Origin of the sequence: Thermovenabulum sp., from assembly GCF_049723235.1 — a bacterium.
In the GTDB taxonomy this organism is placed as follows: Bacteria; Bacillota; Thermosediminibacteria; order Thermosediminibacterales; family Thermosediminibacteraceae; genus Thermovenabulum.
This window is the reverse complement of record NZ_JBNARB010000001.1, coordinates 149,230-166,274: the sequence shown is the minus strand read 5'-3', so window position 1 is coordinate 166,274 and position 17,045 is coordinate 149,230. Positions and strand designations below refer to the sequence as shown.

Here is a 17,045-nt window from a genome sequence, read left to right as displayed (position 1 = left end):
GAGGTATAGTTATGAATATTGACAGCAAAAAGGCTAATAGGTTGATAAATGAGAAATCTCCCTACCTTCTCCAGCACGCTTACAATCCTGTAGATTGGTACCCGTGGGGAGAGGAAGCCTTTGAAAGAGCCCGGGCTGAAGATAAATTGATATTTTTAAGCATCGGTTATTCCACCTGCCACTGGTGCCATGTAATGGAGAGAGAAAGCTTCGAAGATAAAGAGATCGGAGATTTGCTGAACAGATATTACATTTCCGTAAAAGTCGATAGAGAAGAACATCCCGATGTGGATAATTTTTACATGGAAGTATGTCAAGCTTTCACCAGTAGTGGGGGCTGGCCTTTAACCATTATCATGACCCCATCAAAATACCCCATATTTGCAGCCACATATCTGCCAAAAGAAGATTCCTTCGGCAGACCTGGTTTAAAAACGGTTCTTTTGAAAATAAATGAACTCTGGCAAAAAGAAAAAGAAAGATTAATTGTTATAGGTAAAGAGCTCGTTTCTTCCATCAATGACTTTGCTCAAGAAAAATACGTTGAACTTAACACTAAAGTTATTGAAAAAGCTTATGAAATTCTTCTTGCTTCCTATGATAGAAAATACGGTGGCTTTTTTGGAGCTCCAAAATTCCCAATGGCTTCGACCCTACTTTTCCTGCTGGGGTACTACGAATACAAAAAAGACCCAATGGCACTCGAAATGGTAAAAAAAACGTTGATAAATATGTATAAAGGTGGAATTTACGACCATATCGGTTTTGGTTTATGCAGGTATTCTACCGATAAGATATGGCTCGTGCCTCATTTTGAAAAGATGTTATACGATAATGCTCTGATCGCCTATGTTTGTGCCGAGACCTTCAAAATTACAAAGGATGAATTTTTTAAGACTTTTTGTGTTGAAATTATAGATTATGTTCTGAGAAATCTTAAAAATCCCGAAGGAGGGTTTTATACCGCCGAGGATGCCGATTCGGAAGGTGAAGAAGGCAAGTTTTACATCTGGACGTTGCAGGAAATAAAGGATATTCTGGGTGAAAAAGCCAATGAATTTATCGCAAATTACAACATAACGGAAAAAGGAAATTTTGAAGGGAAAAACATACCCAATTTAATTGGGAAAGATTTATCCTGCAAAATGGATGAAAATATAAGAAGAAAGCTTTTTGAATACAGGGAAAAAAGGACAAAACCTTTCAGAGATGAAAAAATTTTAGTTTCAAATAACAGTCTTATGATATGTGCATTATTTAAAGCATTTGGGATTACAAAAAACGATGTTTATAGAAAAGAAGCTGAGACGACTTTAAAGTTTATACTCGAGAACACTTTTGATACAGACGGCCGCCTCCATGTGGGATTTAAGGATAGTCCTATGAGGGGTAAAGCCACCTTTGATGATTATATTTATCTTATTTGGTCATTAATAGAAGCATACGATTATACCTTAGATAGGACATATATATTAAAAGCAAAATCTTTATTAGACGAAACTATAGAACTTTTTTACCACAATGAAGAAGGAGGTTTTTTTCTTACCGGTAAAGATGTAGAGCATTTACCCATTCGCACAAAAGAAGTTTATGATGGTGCGGTTCCATCGGGAAATTCCGTAGCGGCATATTCCCTTATCCGGCTATCAAGATTGTTTTTCGACCATAAAATCGAAGAAATTGCCCAAAAGCAGTTTAAAGTTTTCGGAAGTAAAATCAATAAAAATCCGGTTTCCTATACCTTTTTCCTCTATGCATTCCTTTATAATCTAAAAGGGACGGAAGTCGTAATATCCGGAAATAACCCAAAAATATTTACCGAATACCTTATGTCAAATTTTTTGCCCTACACCGTATGGGCTTATGCCGATGATTTAAAAAAAATCGTCCCCGCTTACGAAAACTACCAAACAATAAGCGGTAATACAGCCGCTTATGTTTATAAAAACGGTTCCTGCAAAAGTCCTGTAACAACCCTTGAAGATTTTAAAAAAGCTCTTGAAATTGATTAATAAATAACATGTTAATTTAAATTAGAAGGATTTTTTCGATAAATTATAGAAATATTGAACATTATTATTTTTCAGAGGGGGTTTTTGAATGGAACTTGACCTAAAAGACCGGGATTGGCTATCTCAAAAAATAAATATTGGGGAAGAGGTGCTGTATTTAACCCGTAAGGAATGTGAAAGCGTAGGGCTTTCCATAGATGAAATCATCAAACTAACAGAGGATGCCCTTGTTGCTCACGGAAAAAAAGAATACGAAATGCCTGCAAAAATAGGAATTCACCCCTTGCCCGAGGTATTTTTCCATGCAATGCCGGCATATGTACCCTCAAAACACGCTGCAGGTATGAAATGGATAGAGTGTTTCCCGAAAAACCATGAAAGATTTAATCTCCCGCAAACTTCGGGTTTATTAATAATGAATGATGAATATTCCGGTTGGCCCTTAGCAATTATGGATGCCACCTGGATAACCGCCATGAGAACACCTGCGGTTACCGCTCTTGCCGCAGCTGCCCTTCATCCCGATGCAGAAACCTTCGGAATGTTTGGGTGCGGAGTGCAAGGTACCGCACACGTGGAGTTTATGCCTCACCTTTTAAAAAATTTGAAGAGAATTTATATATACGATGTACGTGAAGACGCCATGGATAAGCTCATAGAAGAAGTTCAACCGAAAATCGATGTAGAAATAATAAAAGGAAGAAACCCTGAAGAAGTTGTAAAAAACTGTGAGGTGCTTTGCTCCGCAACTTTGATTTTAAAAACTCCCTTAAAAGTTGTCAAAGATGAATGGGTTACAAAAGGGCAAACCATTTTACCCTGTGATTTAAATACTTACTGGGATCCTTTAATAACAAAAAGAGCCGATAAATATATCGTAGACAGTATAGAGGAACATGAGCTTTTTGATAAAATGGGTTATTTCCCCGATGGATTACCTGAAATTTACTGCGAAACCGGAGAAATTATAGCCGGTTTAAAAAAGGGAAGGGAAAACCAAAATGAGCTTATCGTAAACAGCAATATAGGTATGGCAGTAGAAGATGTGGTTCTGGGAAGAGAAATTTTAAATAGAGCTTTAAATTTGGGATTGGGAAGAAAACTTCCTTTATAAAAATAAATAAATAAATAATATATTAAACCCGGATGAAGTTTTTTCATCCGGGTTTTATTCTTTTACTATTTTATGGGTCAATACTTACTACATGTTCGCTATGCCTGAAGAGATTTGTTTCTACCAATTCACTGGCAGAAACGGGAGCATTGGCTGCATTTCTCCTAACTGCAGTGAAAACATATACTCCGGGGACCACTCCCTCATATACTACTTCCCATTCCGTTGAAGGTTTTTGTAAGATAACAGATTGTGCGCATTTACTTTGTATTGTGAGATTAAAAGACTGTTTAAGTATTTTTGGGTTAGGACACGTACCTATATCATATAAATAAACGGTAACGGTAACAGTATTATTCGTGTTATTAAGAACCTTGGCTACTATACTATTTACACCGTTGTCGGCTATAACGGGCCCCGTGGTTAATATTTTATTGGTTTCTGGAGGTACTATATTATCCAATTTTGCTTCAATTTCTTTGATTTCGTTCTTAATTTCTTCTAATCCAAAATCAGGATTGTCAAGTTTTTCTTCTATTTCTTTTATTTCGTTTTTTATTTCCACCAGGCCGTAATCGGAATTATCCAATTTCTCTTCAATTTCTTTAATTTCATTTTTTATCTCTTCCAATCCAAAATCCGGATCATCAAGTTTTTCCTCAATATCTTTTATTTCGTTCTTTATTTCAACAAGCCCATTGCAGGGGTCATCCAGCTTCTTTTCAATATCCCTTATTTCTCTTTTTATCTCTTTAAGGCCGCATTTTTTATTTAAAAATATGGTTGCAATGAGATGACAAAAAATAGAAGCACTGCATTTATGGGATTTAAAGCAGCTCAGCATTTCTTCCAAACTTTTTTCTACTTCTTCAGGTTCTTTATCAAAATCTATTTCATCTACCAGTTCTCTCATCTTTTTTATGAGTTCCTCGGTAGACATTTCCTTCCCCTCCTTAGTTTCACTCAATTTATTTGTCTAATAAATAAAATATTAATTTCTATTAAAAAAGGTGTCAAAAAATTTAGCAGCACTTCCAGGAATTTAAGAAACCGTAAAATATATTGCAAATATCGTCGCCATTTCAGGAATTAAAAAATCAATCAAATTTCTTTAATATATAGAAAATTTTTATTTATTGTAATTTCTGGTTATCTATTGTAACATAATAGTACAATTATCCTCCTTACGTGAGGATGTATTCTGAAACGAAGGGAGAAGGTATTATGAAATTTGAAACAAAATCTTTAATCAGAACTGCCCTTTTACTGGCTTTAACCTTAATCGTTCAATCTTTTAAAATGCCCCAACTAATAACGGGTTCCCTTGTAAATGCAATGTTAATAATCGCTGCAGGCACAGTTGGAATGTATTCTGGAATTTCTATAGGTCTTTTAACCCCTGTTATCGCTTTTTTGGTGGGTATTTTAAAATTTCCACCTATGATTCCTTTTATTATGATAGGCAATGCTCTTTATGCATGGCTTTTTTCCTCTCAAAAAAATAAAGTATTTGGAATATCATTGGCATCATTAGTTAAATACTTATGGCTTTCAATTTCAGTAAAATATATTCTTAAAAGTCTAAGCATTAAGGTGCCTGCTCTGGTGGTTCAAACCTTTACTTTACCGCAACTTTTTACAGCTTTAATTGGCGGAATAATCGGTGTTTCAGTAATTTCTCTACTAAGAAAAATAAATAAAAATAAATAAAGATCTTGTAATTAAAACAGGTAGTGGTTTTGTACAGGACCCTATACTATTGATGACCAGTCTTTAATCATTGAAACAGAAAAAGGACTTATCATTATACCCGGTTGTGTCTATACAGGTACGCAAAATCATATTCATGCTACATTAGAGGGGTGAAAAAGATGTACTCTTGTGCACAATGCGTTATTCATTCTTGTAGGACTGGCGATATGTCAAAAGCACCGAAAAACTGTCCATGCCTTGAAAATGATAAGGACGAAATATTAAAAAAATATTTCATGGAAGAAAACTTCAAATTAACCTATAATTCGGCATTAGTTGAAAGTGAAGGCTACTGTAAATTAACAAGAATAGAAGAAATAATGGATTTTTCTAAAAAATGTGGATTCAAAAATTTAGGTATATCATTCTGTATAGGTCTAAGCCAAGAGGCCAAAATAGTGGCCGAAATTCTTACTGCCAATGGATTTGAAGTTAATTCGGTTATATGTAAAAACTGTAGTATTCCTAAAGAAGAAATAAATATAAAAGAAAATGAAAAAGTTCGTCCGAACACATATGAGCCAATGTGCAACCCTATTGGTCAAGCCTTCTTTTTAAATAAAGCCAAAACTGATTTAAACATAATTTTAGGCCTATGTGTTGGACATGATTCGCTTTTTATAAAGTATTCCGAAGCACCGGTTACAGTCTTAGCGGTTAAGGATAGAGTGCTGGGGCATAATCCGTTAGCTGCCATATACCTTTCAAAAGGTTACTACCGAAACAAGCTTTTTCCTGAAAAAACGTAAATTTTACAGTAAAAATGTAGGTATAATCTCCTGGCGCTGATGGTATAGAATTATTAATAATATAAAATAGGCCTTCCGCCATCAATTGACGGAAGGCTTAACGCTATTTTTAAAAATCATTAAATAATGATAATGCTATATTTTTTAAAGCTTGTACAGCAGGTCCAGAAGAATATAGAACAGGTGGAATACCTTCAGATATCGATTTTATTATTTCTTCGTCAAAGGGAATTTTCCCTATGACCTCAATTCCTTTATTAATGCAGTATTTTTCTATTTCTCGAGCCTTTTTTTCCGCTATGTCAAACTTATTAATCACTACCTTGATAGTTACATTAAAATTATTTGCCAAATTTAATAACCTTTCAAAATCATGAAACCCTGACGCAGTAGGTTCAGTTACAATCAATACTTAATCAGCCCCAGAAAGTGAAGAAATCACTGGACACCCTATGCCCGGTGGACCATCTGTTATTATAATTTTTCCCTTCTCTTCTGCTATTTCTCTTGCAGCCTTTTTAACTAATGAAACCAGTTTGCCCGAATTTTCCTCTGCAGCTCCAAGCTTGGCATGAACCATAGGCCCGTACTTTGTATCAGAAATATACCAGTGGCCCGCAAGAGTATCTATCATCTCAATAGCTTTTTCAGGACAAATATTATAACAAACCCTGCATCCCTCACAAAAAATAGAATTCACTTTAAAATCTTTTATAGCATTGAAGCGGCAAACTTTTTCGCATTGACCGCACCTTCTACATTTATAGCCATTTATTTTCGCCTTTTGGCTCCCCCAAAATTCAAAGGTTTCTTTTATCTCAGGTTTTAAAAGAATGTGTAGATTAGCAGCATCCACATCACAGTCAGCCAGGACCGCTTTTTTTGCAAGAACTGCAAGGGAAGCTGTAACTGTGGTTTTTCCTGTCCCGCCTTTCCCGCTTAGTATAACTATTTCTTTCATGCTTTGACACGCCTTTCTATAGCCTCCCATAAATTTATAAAAGACTGCCTAAGTTCAGGAAATTTTTCGATCAAAAGGTGCCCATCAGCGTAACAGAATGCATACCTTCGGTCAAAAGGTATTTTTAAAAGCAGGGAAATCCCTTCTTCTTTGAGATATTGTTCAACCTCATCATTACCAATACCTGCCCTATTTATTACAACACCAAAGGGAATCTTAAGCTCTCTGACCACTTCTACAGCCAGTTTAAGATCACTAAGACCAAAGGGTGTAGGTTCGGTTACCAACACGCAGTAATCTGCCCCAGCTACAGCATTAACCATTGGACATGATGTGCCCGGTGGCGAATCAATAATAACCACAAGACCACTTTTAATCTTGCTTTTCACCCTTTTGATCACGGTTGGGGCAAGAACTGAGCCGATGGTTAAGGTTCCCTGGACAAATTCTATACCCTCTGCTGTGCCTTGTTCTACAATTCCTATTTCTTTATGTATTTCCGTTATGGCTTTTTCAGGGCATAGCAAACTGCACCCTCCACAGCCGTGACATAGTTCCTCAAACACCAGTATCCTTTTGCCTAAGTCAGCTAAGGCATGATATGCACATATTTTGGTGCAAATCCCACAATGGGTACATTTATCAGAATCTATGGAAGGCACCGGTAGGATAACCGATTCCTTTTCCGTAAATTCAGGCATAAGAAAAAGGTGGGCATTGGGCTCTTCCACGTCACAGTCCAATAACGTAATCGGCATCTTATCTTTTAATGTAAGGGCAAGATTTACCGCCACCGTGGTTTTTCCGGTCCCACCTTTTCCGCTGGCAATTGCAATTATCATGTTTTCACCGCCATTAAGAAAATAATATTCTGAGCTTTAATGGGAGCAATGTCCACCGTGTTCTCCTTCACCGTGATCACAAATGTTACCTCTGTCGGCAATATTCCCATTAAGATATTCCTGGATTACATCGTCCACACGGCCAGATGCGCCGGTTATGGTTATTATGTTATTCTGGGCGAACAGTTCTTGAGCCCTTGGCCCCATTCCCCCAGCTATTATGCAATTTACCCCTAATTTTGCAAGGTATCCAGGAAGGAATCCCGGCTGATGACCAGGATTTTCAATTACCTCTTTATTTATTACCTTCTTTTTACTTTCATCTACTTCATATATAGTATAAGTCTGACAATGCCCGAAATGAGCCGAAACTAAATTTCCATCAGTGGCTATAGCTACCTTCATAAAAAAATCCCTCCTTTTAAATATGAAATTTCCCCTGAATGTAATTATCAAACGCTTCTTTAACGCTGATTGAACTTACAGAATACACCTCTATTCCTGATTCTTTTAATACGCTCATTGCATTGGGACCTACATTTCCCGTTATAAGGGCTGAAACTCCCTTATCTACTATAAACTGGGCCACTTGAACACCCGTGCCGTGGGTGCTATTTGCATATTCATTTTCTACGGCTTCGAATTCCTTAGTTTTGGGATCGATAAAAATAAAATATCTGCAGCGCCCAAATCTCTCATCCAGCATGGAATCTAAATTATTGCCTGTAGATGTGACCGCAACCTTCATTATACATCCCTCACTTAGTTTTTAATTAGAGTTAACCTTTTAAAATATGAATTTAATAGTATAATATAAAATATAATGTAAATGTTAGCATTTTTTATGCAGGGACGGACAAAGAACCGCCCTGCTTGTCAATCCCTTTTATTATTCTTGGCCTTTTCCTTCATCAAGGCCTTCTTTTTTTGCCTTTTTAAGCTCTTCCAGCCTTTCTTCTATCGCTTTTAGCTGCTCTTTTAAATATTTGGCCTCCTGGGAAAGGATTTCTTCTTCATACTTCTGTTCATTTTCAGCAGTATATACTGCATTATAGTCAAAAGGATAAAATTTCCTTGCCCAGAAGGGCAAACCTGTGGCATAGTACCAGTGCCTCCAACCCCTGCCAAATCCAAAACTACCAATCCCAAAACCAGAACCGAAAGCCCTGCGCAAGTGCCTCCTTCCCACGGGATTCATAAAGCCCGGTACGGGAAATCCTGCGCAAAAGCCCGCAGCTCTGCCGGTCATGGGGCCGCGCCCGTTGGGACCCGTTCCATCTCCTCTCGGCATACTTTTCACCTCCTTTCCGTGTGTTTTAACCACTCACTGATACCTTTTATTTCATCACTTTTATATGATTCTATCTCGCCTCTGTCACATAGCTGTGCAAGTTTATAATCTACCGGCAACGACCCAAGAAAGGGAATCCCTGCTTGCCTTGCTACTTCTGCTCCACGGCTTTCACCAAAGACTTCTATCCTCTCTCCGCATTTGGGGCAAACTAAGTAACTATAATTTTCCACAATACCCAATACCGGGATATTCATCATCTCCGCCATTTTTATGGCCTTTTTTACAACCATTAGAACAAGATCCTGTGGCGACGAAACTATAATGAGTCCGTTTATTGGTAAAGACTGCATTACTGTAAGAGGCTCATCGCTGGTACCCGGTGGAAGGTCAATTAAAAGGCTGGAATTTTTTCTACACCCTTTTCTGTAAAAGTTTCTGAATTGTTTTTTTCGATATCCGATTCATTTTGTTTCATTAGTTACACCCTTTCCTTTATATTTTTTATTAACCTTATCCTTACAATTTTTACAATACCCAAAATACCAGCATGAGCTGTTAACTACTTCGAAATCTTTAAGATTTTCATTTTCAGATAAAGTTAATTCTTTTTGTATAGGGACCTCATAAATCTTCCCGCATCCCAAACAAACGTAATGACAATGACTGTTACTATCATCTTTTAAAATCTCATATTTTATTGGTTGATTTGGCAGATTCAATTTCTGAAGTATACCTTTTTCGCAAAAAAGCTCTAATGCTCGGTATACTGTTGCTAAACCTATTTTAGGTAAAATTTTTTTTGCAATTAGATATATTTCTTCAGCTGAAAGATGCTTTTTATTACTGTTTTTAATAGCTGTAATAATAGCCTTTCGCTGAGGAGTCCACTTAAAATCTTGATTTTCTTGTTTCTTAACAGCTGCCGATTTCATATTTACTCTTCTCCACTCTAAAAAAATTAATCTGATTTGTCAAAATCTCCTCTTCTCCTATGTCTGTGACACCATCTTCCGTAATTGTCATCTAAAATCAGCTCTTTATTATTACAGCTTGGGCATTTAATATCTTCCTTTTTATCATCGATACTGATTTCCTGCCAGACATTGCCACATTTTAAACATCTTACAAGCTGTGAAATTTTAAAATTTCCTCCTTCAATGCGTATGGCTTTTCCGTTAACCAGAGCGTCCGCTATTTTACTGCGCGCTGAATTTATAATCCTGAAGAAAGTAGGCCTTGAAATTCCCATCTTTTCAGCGCATTCTTCCTGCTCCAACTCTTCTAAGTCTTTTAATCGAATGGCTTCCAATTCTTCTATGGTAAGTTTTACTTCATCAAGCTGCTTTAGAGGAACTCCTGCAGGTTTAAAATACGTTATCTCCGGCAAAAACTGCACTCTCCGCCATTTAGGTGGCCTTGGCAACTCTTATCTCTCCTTTATTATTTTTGACATATGTTCATTATCATCATCTTTTATTATAATATTATTATGAACTTATGTCAATAATATTATTACTTGTTTGTTGCAAAATTTTCACAAGTATTGAAAAAACCAGTAACTGCGTTTAAGAAGCAAAAAGATATTTCGAATCCTAAAAAAGCATTAGATCTTAATGAGATGATTAACATGTTTAAAGTATAAAAAAAGCGGGTTTTTACCCGCTTTTTAAAAATGCATTCTTTTAAACCCTCATATTAAACCCTCATATGTGTTAGTTTTGTCAGCCAACATCATATCGGATTTCATATAATCGTTCAATTATTCTTTTGCGCCGCATTTAATTTAATTTTAAAATTGACAATAAGTAATATTTAAAACTTAAAAGAGCATCTAAAAATGTTTAGATTAATTCTTTGTTATCACTAGTTTGAAGATTATTATGGATTATTTGCTGAATCACTTCTTCAATAAAAATAAAAAATACAGTCCTCGTTTTTTCATGGGGTTTTAAATAGTCTGGTTGTTTGTATTTGCATAACCAAATGAGTTCATCACAGCAAGAAACCAGTGAATCATTGTATTCTTCTGTAATTATAACTACCTTACAATTATGTCCCTTGCACATTTTATATATATTTTCAAAAGATGCAAATTTCCCTGTTGCTGTAAAAATGAATAATAGACTATCACCATCAATTAAATTTTCTATAGAAACTTCATCTGGTGCAGCCATTGCAAAACAATTTGTAGTAATACGCAATTTGTATTCAAAATATTCAGCGCATAGAAAAGATGGGCCGTAGCCAAATAGAATTATTTTACTATGCGAATTTATGAGTTTTACGGTTTTTTGTACCAGAGTCATATCAAAATCATCTATAAATTTTTTAATTCTTTCCAGCTCATTGAAATATCCTGTATGTGAAATTTCGGATAAATCTTTCCCATACAGGAATGCAACATATTGTTTGTAATTTTTGAACCCAAGTTTTTTTACTAACTTGGAGATCTTAGATACAGAACAATTATTTATTGTTGCTGCTTCAATTATTGTTATGTTATCGTGTTCTCTAGAATAAGAAAGAAGGGTATTGTGTATTTTCTTTTCCAGAGGAGTTAGTCTATTAAAATCTATATATATCATCGATTAATCCCCTTGTTTCGAAATATTTATTTTTTTTATTTTTGATGTATGTGTCTTAAATTTAAAAGATTCTTCTAATTTTTTTTATTTATATGCTGTCCTTTTCTAATGATATCTTTCAGAAAGAAAATATATTGCTAAATTATATTTTAGTTTTTTATATTATTTATTATAACAAGTGGAGATTGAATTGTTCAAGTTTTTTCACACACTCCTATAGAAAGAGCATCGTTTTTTAATTTTTCAAAGAAATCAGGGACTTCATATAATGCAACTCTTTTCCCTCAGATAAAACAAGCAGCACGCATCAAAATAATCCCGTCTTTGAAGACGGGATTATCCAAGTTTCGCGATTCACTTTATATTCTACATTCTATTGGGACCATTATCTCTAATATGGAAATCATAATTTTTTGGATTTCGAGCAACCTTAATGATACCAATTGCAATTAATATCTCAAGGAAAAGAGCGGGGAACCCCCCGAGGTTTGATATCATTTTTATCCCATCAACGCCTGCAAAGCTAATCATAATCCATGCAACCAAACCAATTATTACCCCCCAAAACACTTTTAACGTAACACCTGCTTCTTGATTTTCAGGAGATATTCCTGTAGAACTCATAGCAGCCATTGCAGTAGTATTTGAATCTGCAGCAGTCACATACGAGATAAATACTATAAACAGATAAAATGGTATTATTATTTTTGAAAGAGGCATATTAGAAAAAATTGCATATATAATACCCTCAGGTCCTTTTTGTGTAAGAATATTCGATAATCCAAAACCATTCATTTGCATGTAGATTGATGTGCCTGAATATATTGTCATCCACACACCACAAAACATAGCAGGAGCAAATAAATTTACCATTATAAACTCTTTTATTGTTCGTCCATAAGCAATTCTCCCCAAGAACATCGCTGAAATAGGTGCCCAGGCAAGCCAATTTGCCCAGTAAAAAATAGTCCACCATTTAGGCCATTGATCTCCGGATGCTGCACCTGTAAATAAACTCTTCTGAAAAAATAGTGTTAGGAAATTTCCTAATGACTCAGTACCCAGTTCTAAAATATATCTTGTTGGTCCAAAAACAAAGCTAAATATCATAATTACGAAAAATACTCTTGTGTTTATTATTGAAAGAATTCTTATTCCTCTCATAAGTCCAGTTGATGCAGATATAACAAATGCCATTACTATAGCTATGATTAAAATAGCCCATATAAACTTATTGCTTTTCACTCCAAAAACATAATTAAGGCCTCCTGCCAGAGTTAAAACTCCTGTACCAAGAGATGCTGCCATGCCTGCTACCAAAGTATATAGACATATTGCATCCACAATTTCTCCCCATTTGCCTATAGCTTTTTCTCCAAATAATGGGTACAACATAGAACTTAAGCTAAAAGGTTTTCTCATATTGTAAAATGCAAAAGCAAACATTAATGATGGTAGTGTATATAAAGCATAGGGTACTATAGTCCAATGTAAATATACTGTAGACATAGCAAATACTGCAGCTTGATGGCTGTTAGGCTCTATTCCCAAAGAAGCAGGAGGAGAAGTAATGTGATATATCGGTTCTGCCGCTGCCCAAAAAAGAATTCCAGCTGCTATCGTTGTGCAAAGAGTTATCATAAACCACTCAAAAGTATTAAAAAATGGTTTAGCATCCGCTCCTCCAATTTTCACATCTCCAAAAGGTGAAAAATATATCCAAATACATATACCTAAAATTACAACTGCTGATAAGCTGAATAGCCATCCGAAGTTTTGGATTATCCAATCATTTGCACTTGTAACAACAGAAGTAAATGTTTCATATCTTATGAAATTTAATATAACTACCCCAATAAGCAAAACAACAGGCGGCCAAAATACAATAGGTTTTACTTTTTTCATTACATGGTTCCCCCTGTTCCTGCAATGATTTAAATAAACATATTTTTATACAACTCGCTTCTTTTATAATATATCACCTCCAGTGCCGTTTTTTTCTGTCCCTTGAGAGAATTGGACTAAAACATATAAGATATTGCAAAATTCAGAAAAGAAAAAGTTATGCTACTGTCAATGATTTTTGATAAAAACTTGGAAATAACTTTTTTAAGGTAATTATTAAAAAAAGCGAGCAGAGCTATATGAAAAAATAGAATTCGTCGAGAAGTTCATAGCTCGGGGTATAAATATAGAATTTCTCCTTAGGATTGCAGGTGTTCCGAAAAGTACGCTCTTTTACAAACCTCATGAAAAAAAATATATTCAAGCCAAGGATTCTTTACCCCTGGCTTTCCAAGGACCAAAAATAGCGGAACTGTAACTGAGACGAAGCAATAAAGACTCTATTTTTTGCCCTTGCAGAAGAGAATATCCAACGTGCTTATCCCGTTATATATAATTATTTCAATTAAAAACATTATACATTGTCTTTAATGCTTCCTCTACAAGTTTGGGCAATTCATGATAAACACCTGTATTTATATTTCTGTATATTTTATAATTTTTCTCATTAGGTAAAAATTTGTCTTTTTGCCTTACCATATTTCTCACGGCCTCTTCAAATCCGTTATATAAACCCGTAGCAACAGCTACACAAATAGCTGCTCCTAAAGATGCTGCTCCATTTACTACATTCCTTACAGTTTCAACGCCGAATACATCCGCAAAAATCTGCATAAAAAGATCACTATTCGATCCCCCGCCAGATATTATTATATATTTAGGCTTAATCCCAAGTTCTTCAATCATAGGATCATAATGATTTTTCAAAGTCATTGCAATTCCCTCTAATAACGAACGGTATATATGACCCCTGGTATGTCTTCTATCAAACCCTATAATGATTCCTTTTCTATATTGTTGACTCGCAGGCGCAAGCCAATCAGGTATGGTTAAAAGCCCATCTGAGCCGGCTGACACATTAGCCGCTTCTTTTGCTAAATAATCTTCAACTGAATAACCTTCATGCTTTGCTTTCTTTGCATATTCTTCCCCTATAATATTTTTATACCATGTAATCAACCCCATTCCTATTCTTATGCCGTTGCTTTCATATAAATATTTGTATGGAATACACGATAAATTTGTCCAAAAATTCTTAGCAAATGGTTTATTTTCATTTCCACATACCATTGAAGCTATATATGTTCCCAGAGAAATAAGTGCAACATCAGAATCTATAAGTCCGGCCCCAAGGGCTTCTACTGCCTTATCATTTGCTGTAGCAACAACCGGTATACCAGCAGGAATACCTGTTTCTTGAGCTGCTTTTTCATTTACATAACCCAGTATATCCCCTGGCATTTTCAATTCAAATAATTTTTTTCTTGGAATGTTAAAACTATTAAAGTATTCTTCATCTTTTGACCACTGCCAGGTACCCAAATCTATTGGAAACTGCCATTGAAACTGATTTGCAGCAGTATCTTTCAACTCGCCTGTCAAGCGATAAGTTAAATATCCTGTAGGAGGGCATGTGTAACTTATATCTGGGTCATCTTCATATTTTTGATATGCACGTACATCCATCCAATTCATAACGGGTGAAAACAAATTACCATCTGACCTCATAAACACTCTACAACATCTTATTGAACAAAGCCCTAAGCCTACGATATCTTCTCTTTTCCCTTCAAATTCCTTCATTATCCTTCTTAATGCAATTTTGAGACTTTCCCAGAGGTCATCATCAGGATGTTCTGCATATCCTGGTTGTCTCGAAATTAAAGGCTTTAATGGCTCAGCAACACTATTAATTATTTCTCCTCTTTGGTTAAAAATTACAATTTTAGTACTTTGAGTGCCTTGATCCACTCCTATTATATACTTATCCCCCATTTCTACCCCTCCTTGTAAAACATAATCTTAAATGGCTAAGGTCTTTTTAAGAAAGACCTTAGCCAAAATTTGTATTTAGTCAAAAATTATCTTGTTAAATATCCACCATCAACTACTAAAATATGCCCGTTTACAAAATCAGATGCCTTACTTGCTAAAAATACACAGGCCCCCATAAGGTCAATAACTTCTCCCCACCTTCCTGTAGGAGTGTGATCAACGACCCACTTATTTCTTTCTGGATTTTTTATTGAGTATTCAGCAACCTTTGTCTTAAAATATCCAGGTGCAATGCCATTAACTTGAATATTGTATTGTGCTAGTTCATCGCATAAAGCCTTTGTTAGCCCTGCAAGGCCGTGTTTAGAAGCACTGTAGGCCGGAGACATTTGTCCTCCCAGGAAAGAATATAGTGAACAAATATTTATTATTTTCCCACTTCTTTGAGGAATCATATATTTTGCTGCCTCATGGCTCATCTCAAAGGCTGCAGTAAGGTTTATAGCTATCATAGGATCCCATTCTGCCCTGCTATATTCTAAAAAAGGCTTATTAATACATATTCCCGCACAATTAACAAGAATATCTACCGACCCAAATGTCTCTACACATTTCTCAACAACTAATTTTGGAACTCCGGGTTTTGTTAAGTCCGCTTCCATATAAGCAACTTTTACGCCCTCAGCTTCAAGTAATTTGTTAAAGTCAGGATCATCCGGCATAATGCTGGGTATAAATATATTTGCCCCTGCCTTTGCCAATGCTAAAGAAAAAGCCTGCCCCAGTCCAGTATTTCCCCCAGTTACTATAGCATTTTTCCCTTTTAAGTAAAAATAATCCATATTGAACTCTGTAATATTCATACAAACAACCTCCCAATAATTTTTATTTATTTTATTTACAAGTTGAATTTATAATTCAACTTGTAATACGTTACTGTATCATTTTTGATTTTTGTTTTTCACTCTTGATTTTTTCTATTAATTTGTCAATAAATTCAATCGCATTTCCATGCACCACTATATCCGATATCTCACAAATAGGGGCTTCCTTATTTATGTTTACAGAGATTATGTTCTCTGCATTTTTAAGACCTACCATATGCTGAGGTGCACCTCTTATTCCCAGGGCAATATACAATTTAGGACTTACCGTCTTACCGGTTTGACCGACCTGAATACTTCTAGGAGCAATCCCCTCGTCAACGACTTTTCTACTTGCAGAGACCGCACCACCTAATAAATCTGCTAGCAAATATAACCGTTCAAAATGTTTTGCTACTCCACCACCGCCTGACACTAAAATCTCACTCTCTCTTATATCTTTTACCTCATTTTTTTTATTAATTTCTAATAACTCAATTTGAGAAGGTTTAATATTATAGGGTTTATAATTTATTATCTTTGTCTCTTTTAATTTTCCAGAATTAAAATCAAATACATTTGGTCTAATACTCATCATAATAGGTTTACAATCTTTCAGCACAACATTTGCCATAATTTTACCGCTAAAAGCAGGTCTTATCATTTCTATTCTCCCGTGATTGAACTTAACATCTATTACGTCAGCAACAAGCCCTACTTTAAATCTCATAGAAAGCCTTGGAGCAATTATTCTTCCCATTTGAGTAGCGGGTATAAGAATACAATCGAAATTGTAAATTTTGTGTAATTCTTCAATGCAATTTATAATATTTAAAATATCATATAATTTTATTCTCTCATCGCATATATTTATTAGATAATCAAAATTTGCGCTAATTTCTGTATGTTCTTTATTTATAACTACTCCATACGTTTTATATTTACCGTTTTTGTATATTTTTTCTGGCACCCCTATTAAACTAACCGATCCTTTAAAGTCTTCCTCATCTATATAGATCATCACTTTCTTCAT

General features: G+C 35.2%; 19 protein-coding genes. 4 read left to right on the top strand and 15 right to left on the bottom strand.

The features are described from left to right. Positions 1–11: 11 nt before the first annotated feature. Positions 12–2,012 (top strand): thioredoxin domain-containing protein, encoded by a 2,001-nt coding sequence (locus ACPLOV_RS00795; protein ID WP_424910307.1) that lies wholly within the window; start codon positions 12–14, stop codon positions 2,010–2,012. Between the two features lie 88 nt (positions 2,013–2,100). Then, positions 2,101–3,126, top strand: a complete 1,026-nt coding sequence (locus ACPLOV_RS00790) for an ornithine cyclodeaminase family protein (RefSeq protein WP_424910306.1) — start codon at positions 2,101–2,103, stop codon at positions 3,124–3,126. Positions 3,127–3,196: 70 nt separating this feature from the next. Here the strand turns inward: ACPLOV_RS00790 and ACPLOV_RS00785 are convergent, their stop codons facing one another. Further along, complete coding sequence (locus ACPLOV_RS00785; protein ID WP_424910305.1) at positions 3,197–4,066, bottom strand: hypothetical protein; 870 nt, start codon at positions 4,064–4,066, stop codon at positions 3,197–3,199. A 284-nt stretch (positions 4,067–4,350) separates the two neighbouring features. Here ACPLOV_RS00785 and ACPLOV_RS00780 point away from each other — a divergent pair, with 284 nt between their 5' ends. Beyond that, a complete protein-coding gene (locus tag ACPLOV_RS00780) occupies positions 4,351–4,836 on the top strand; it encodes an ECF transporter S component (RefSeq protein ID WP_424910304.1) in 486 nt (161 codons plus the stop codon). Between the two features lie 161 nt (positions 4,837–4,997). Further along, positions 4,998–5,627, top strand: a complete 630-nt coding sequence (locus tag ACPLOV_RS00775; protein WP_424910034.1) for a DUF1847 domain-containing protein — start codon at positions 4,998–5,000, stop codon at positions 5,625–5,627. Between the two features lie 109 nt (positions 5,628–5,736). Here the strand turns inward: ACPLOV_RS00775 and ACPLOV_RS00770 are convergent, their stop codons facing one another. The 14 genes from ACPLOV_RS00770 to ACPLOV_RS00705 all read right to left on the bottom strand — a co-directional run bounded on the left by ACPLOV_RS00770 (position 5,737) and on the right by ACPLOV_RS00705 (position 17,045). Continuing rightward, positions 5,737–6,036 (bottom strand): hypothetical protein, encoded by a 300-nt coding sequence (locus tag ACPLOV_RS00770; RefSeq protein ID WP_424910303.1) that lies wholly within the window; start codon positions 6,034–6,036, stop codon positions 5,737–5,739. Between the two features lie 3 nt (positions 6,037–6,039). Continuing rightward, positions 6,040–6,588 carry a 4Fe-4S binding protein gene (locus ACPLOV_RS00765; RefSeq protein ID WP_424910302.1) on the bottom strand — a complete coding sequence of 183 codons (549 nt, stop codon included), beginning with the start codon at positions 6,586–6,588 and terminating at the stop codon, positions 6,040–6,042. Next, positions 6,585–7,430 carry an ATP-binding protein gene (locus ACPLOV_RS00760; protein ID WP_424910055.1) on the bottom strand — a complete coding sequence of 282 codons (846 nt, stop codon included), beginning with the start codon at positions 7,428–7,430 and terminating at the stop codon, positions 6,585–6,587. Before ACPLOV_RS00760 ends, ACPLOV_RS00765 begins: the two co-directional genes overlap by 4 nt. A gap of 36 nt (positions 7,431–7,466) precedes the next feature. Further along, positions 7,467–7,835 carry a NifB/NifX family molybdenum-iron cluster-binding protein gene (locus tag ACPLOV_RS00755; RefSeq protein WP_424910301.1) on the bottom strand — a complete coding sequence of 123 codons (369 nt, stop codon included), beginning with the start codon at positions 7,833–7,835 and terminating at the stop codon, positions 7,467–7,469. Between the two features lie 16 nt (positions 7,836–7,851). Next, complete coding sequence (locus tag ACPLOV_RS00750; protein WP_424910300.1) at positions 7,852–8,178, bottom strand: NifB/NifX family molybdenum-iron cluster-binding protein; 327 nt, start codon at positions 8,176–8,178, stop codon at positions 7,852–7,854. A gap of 141 nt (positions 8,179–8,319) precedes the next feature. Then, positions 8,320–8,721 carry a DUF5320 domain-containing protein gene (locus tag ACPLOV_RS00745; protein ID WP_424906876.1) on the bottom strand — a complete coding sequence of 134 codons (402 nt, stop codon included), beginning with the start codon at positions 8,719–8,721 and terminating at the stop codon, positions 8,320–8,322. A gap of 5 nt (positions 8,722–8,726) precedes the next feature. Further along, positions 8,727–9,116 (bottom strand): P-loop NTPase, encoded by a 390-nt coding sequence (locus ACPLOV_RS00740; protein WP_424910346.1) that lies wholly within the window; start codon positions 9,114–9,116, stop codon positions 8,727–8,729. 69 nt (positions 9,117–9,185) lie between these two features. Then, positions 9,186–9,656, bottom strand: coding sequence for a Fur family transcriptional regulator (locus ACPLOV_RS00735; protein WP_424906878.1), 471 nt, complete (start codon positions 9,654–9,656; stop codon positions 9,186–9,188). A gap of 26 nt (positions 9,657–9,682) precedes the next feature. Beyond that, positions 9,683–10,147: a DUF134 domain-containing protein gene (locus ACPLOV_RS00730; RefSeq protein ID WP_424909478.1), complete on the bottom strand. Its 465-nt coding sequence runs from the start codon at positions 10,145–10,147 to the stop codon at positions 9,683–9,685. Positions 10,148–10,565: 418 nt separating this feature from the next. Next, complete coding sequence (locus ACPLOV_RS00725; protein WP_424909479.1) at positions 10,566–11,309, bottom strand: MurR/RpiR family transcriptional regulator; 744 nt, start codon at positions 11,307–11,309, stop codon at positions 10,566–10,568. A 366-nt stretch (positions 11,310–11,675) separates the two neighbouring features. Beyond that, on the bottom strand, positions 11,676–13,214 hold the full coding sequence (locus ACPLOV_RS00720; protein WP_424909480.1) for a BCCT family transporter: 1,539 nt from the start codon (positions 13,212–13,214) through the stop codon (positions 11,676–11,678). A gap of 501 nt (positions 13,215–13,715) precedes the next feature. Further along, positions 13,716–15,149, bottom strand: coding sequence for an FGGY-family carbohydrate kinase (locus ACPLOV_RS00715; RefSeq protein ID WP_424910299.1), 1,434 nt, complete (start codon positions 15,147–15,149; stop codon positions 13,716–13,718). A gap of 86 nt (positions 15,150–15,235) precedes the next feature. Next, complete coding sequence (locus ACPLOV_RS00710; protein WP_424909482.1) at positions 15,236–16,012, bottom strand: SDR family oxidoreductase; 777 nt, start codon at positions 16,010–16,012, stop codon at positions 15,236–15,238. 70 nt (positions 16,013–16,082) lie between these two features. Beyond that, positions 16,083–17,045 (bottom strand): electron transfer flavoprotein subunit alpha/FixB family protein, encoded by a 963-nt coding sequence (locus ACPLOV_RS00705; protein WP_424909483.1) that lies wholly within the window; start codon positions 17,043–17,045, stop codon positions 16,083–16,085.

What these genes read in the sequence shown, in the direction of transcription:
- ACPLOV_RS00795 (WP_424910307.1), top strand. Translation starts at nt 12, where the DNA reads ATGAATATTGACAGCAAAAAGGCTAATAGGTTGATAAATGAGAAATCT.
- ACPLOV_RS00790 (WP_424910306.1), top strand. Translation starts at nt 2,101, where the DNA reads ATGGAACTTGACCTAAAAGACCGGGATTGGCTATCTCAAAAAATAAAT.
- ACPLOV_RS00785 (WP_424910305.1), bottom strand. Translation starts at nt 4,066, where the DNA reads ATGTCTACCGAGGAACTCATAAAAAAGATGAGAGAACTGGTAGATGAA.
- ACPLOV_RS00780 (WP_424910304.1), top strand. Translation starts at nt 4,351, where the DNA reads ATGAAATTTGAAACAAAATCTTTAATCAGAACTGCCCTTTTACTGGCT.
- ACPLOV_RS00775 (WP_424910034.1), top strand. Translation starts at nt 4,998, where the DNA reads ATGTACTCTTGTGCACAATGCGTTATTCATTCTTGTAGGACTGGCGAT.
- ACPLOV_RS00765 (WP_424910302.1), bottom strand. Translation starts at nt 6,588, where the DNA reads ATGAAAGAAATAGTTATACTAAGCGGGAAAGGCGGGACAGGAAAAACC.
- ACPLOV_RS00760 (WP_424910055.1), bottom strand. Translation starts at nt 7,430, where the DNA reads ATGATAATTGCAATTGCCAGCGGAAAAGGTGGGACCGGAAAAACCACG.
- ACPLOV_RS00755 (WP_424910301.1), bottom strand. Translation starts at nt 7,835, where the DNA reads ATGAAGGTAGCTATAGCCACTGATGGAAATTTAGTTTCGGCTCATTTC.
- ACPLOV_RS00750 (WP_424910300.1), bottom strand. Translation starts at nt 8,178, where the DNA reads ATGAAGGTTGCGGTCACATCTACAGGCAATAATTTAGATTCCATGCTG.
- ACPLOV_RS00745 (WP_424906876.1), bottom strand. Translation starts at nt 8,721, where the DNA reads ATGCCGAGAGGAGATGGAACGGGTCCCAACGGGCGCGGCCCCATGACC.
- ACPLOV_RS00735 (WP_424906878.1), bottom strand. Translation starts at nt 9,656, where the DNA reads ATGAAATCGGCAGCTGTTAAGAAACAAGAAAATCAAGATTTTAAGTGG.
- ACPLOV_RS00725 (WP_424909479.1), bottom strand. Translation starts at nt 11,309, where the DNA reads ATGATATATATAGATTTTAATAGACTAACTCCTCTGGAAAAGAAAATA.
- ACPLOV_RS00720 (WP_424909480.1), bottom strand. Translation starts at nt 13,214, where the DNA reads ATGAAAAAAGTAAAACCTATTGTATTTTGGCCGCCTGTTGTTTTGCTT.
- ACPLOV_RS00715 (WP_424910299.1), bottom strand. Translation starts at nt 15,149, where the DNA reads ATGGGGGATAAGTATATAATAGGAGTGGATCAAGGCACTCAAAGTACT.
- ACPLOV_RS00710 (WP_424909482.1), bottom strand. Translation starts at nt 16,012, where the DNA reads ATGAATATTACAGAGTTCAATATGGATTATTTTTACTTAAAAGGGAAA.
- ACPLOV_RS00705 (WP_424909483.1), bottom strand. Translation starts at nt 17,045, where the DNA reads ATGAAGAAAGTGATGATCTATATAGATGAGGAAGACTTTAAAGGATCG.